Raw genomic sequence first — 1,281 nt, 5'->3', positions numbered from 1 at the left:
TTCACCGCTTCAGGATCGAAGCCCCAGCGTATTCGGCGACCTCGCCCAGCGATTCCTCGATGCGGATCAGCTGGTTGTACTTGGCCAACCGGTCCGACCGCGCCAGCGAGCCGGTCTTGATCTGGCCGCAATTGGTCGCCACGGCCAGATCGGCAATGGTGGCGTCCTCGGTCTCGCCCGAGCGGTGCGACATCACGTTGGTATAGCGCGCGCGGTGGGCCATATCGACGGCGCGCAGGGTTTCGGTCAGCGATCCGATCTGGTTCACCTTGACCAGCATCGAGTTCGCGCAGCCGCGCTCGATCCCTTCGGCCAGACGCGCGGGATTGGTCACAAACAGGTCGTCGCCCACAAGCTGGACCTTGTCGCCGATAGCGTCGGTCAGGGCCTTCCACCCGTCCCAGTCATCCTCGGACATGCCGTCTTCGATTGAGATGATCGGATAGTCTTTGACCAGCGCCGCCAGATACTCGGCGTTTTCCTCGGAGGTCAGCGAAATATTCTCGCCCGACAGAACGTATTTGCCGTCCCTGTAGTACTCGGTGGCGGCGCAATCCAGGGCAAGGTGGATTTCCTCGCCCGGCTTGTAACCTGCCTTTTCAATGGCTTGCAGGATGAAATCCAGCGCTTCGCGTGTGGATGCGATGTTGGGTGCAAAGCCCCCCTCATCGCCGACGCCAGTGGCCAGACCTGCCGCCGACAGTTCGCGTTTCAGCGTGTGGAACACCTCGGACCCCATGCGCACCGCTTCGCGAATATTCGCGGCCGAGGTCGGCATGACCATGAATTCCTGAATGTCGATCGGGTTGTCCGCGTGCTCACCACCATTGATGATGTTCATCATCGGCACGGGCAGAACGCGCGCCGACGTGCCGCCGACATAGCGATACAGAGGCTGCGTGGTGAAATCGGCTGCGGCCTTGGCCGTGGCCAGCGAGACACCCAGAATGGCGTTCGCGCCCAGACGGCCCTTGTTCTCGGTTCCGTCCAGTTCGATCATCGCCTGGTCGATGGCGACCTGTTCAGTCGCGTCAAAGCCAACCAGTTCTTCCGCGATCTCACCGTTCACCGCAGCAACGGCTTCCAGCACGCCCTTGCCCATATAGCGCGCCTTGTCGCCATCGCGCTTTTCCACCGCCTCATAGGCGCCGGTCGAGGCCCCCGACGGCACCGCCGCCCGGCCCATCGTGCCGTCTTCCAAAATCACGTCCACCTCAACCGTCGGGTTGCCCCGACTGTCAAGAATTTCACGGGCGTGGATGTCGATGATTGTGCTCATTA

Annotated in this window: 1 protein-coding gene; it reads right to left on the bottom strand. The window is 61.9% G+C overall.

What is annotated here, in order from left to right; genetic code table 11:
• Window position 1: 1 nt before the first annotated feature.
• A complete protein-coding gene (gene eno / locus GOV88_RS20340) occupies window positions 2-1,279 on the bottom strand; it encodes a phosphopyruvate hydratase (protein WP_171241542.1) in 1,278 nt (425 codons plus the stop codon).
• Window positions 1,280-1,281 lie beyond the last annotated feature (2 nt).

Origin of the sequence: Ruegeria sp. HKCCA5491, from assembly GCF_013034565.1 — a bacterium.
In the GTDB taxonomy this organism is placed as follows: Bacteria; Pseudomonadota; Alphaproteobacteria; order Rhodobacterales; family Rhodobacteraceae; genus Ruegeria.
This window is presented reverse-complemented; position numbering and strand designations above follow the sequence as displayed.

What these genes read in the sequence shown, in the direction of transcription:
- eno (WP_171241542.1), bottom strand. Translation starts at nt 1,279, where the DNA reads ATGAGCACAATCATCGACATCCACGCCCGTGAAATTCTTGACAGTCGG.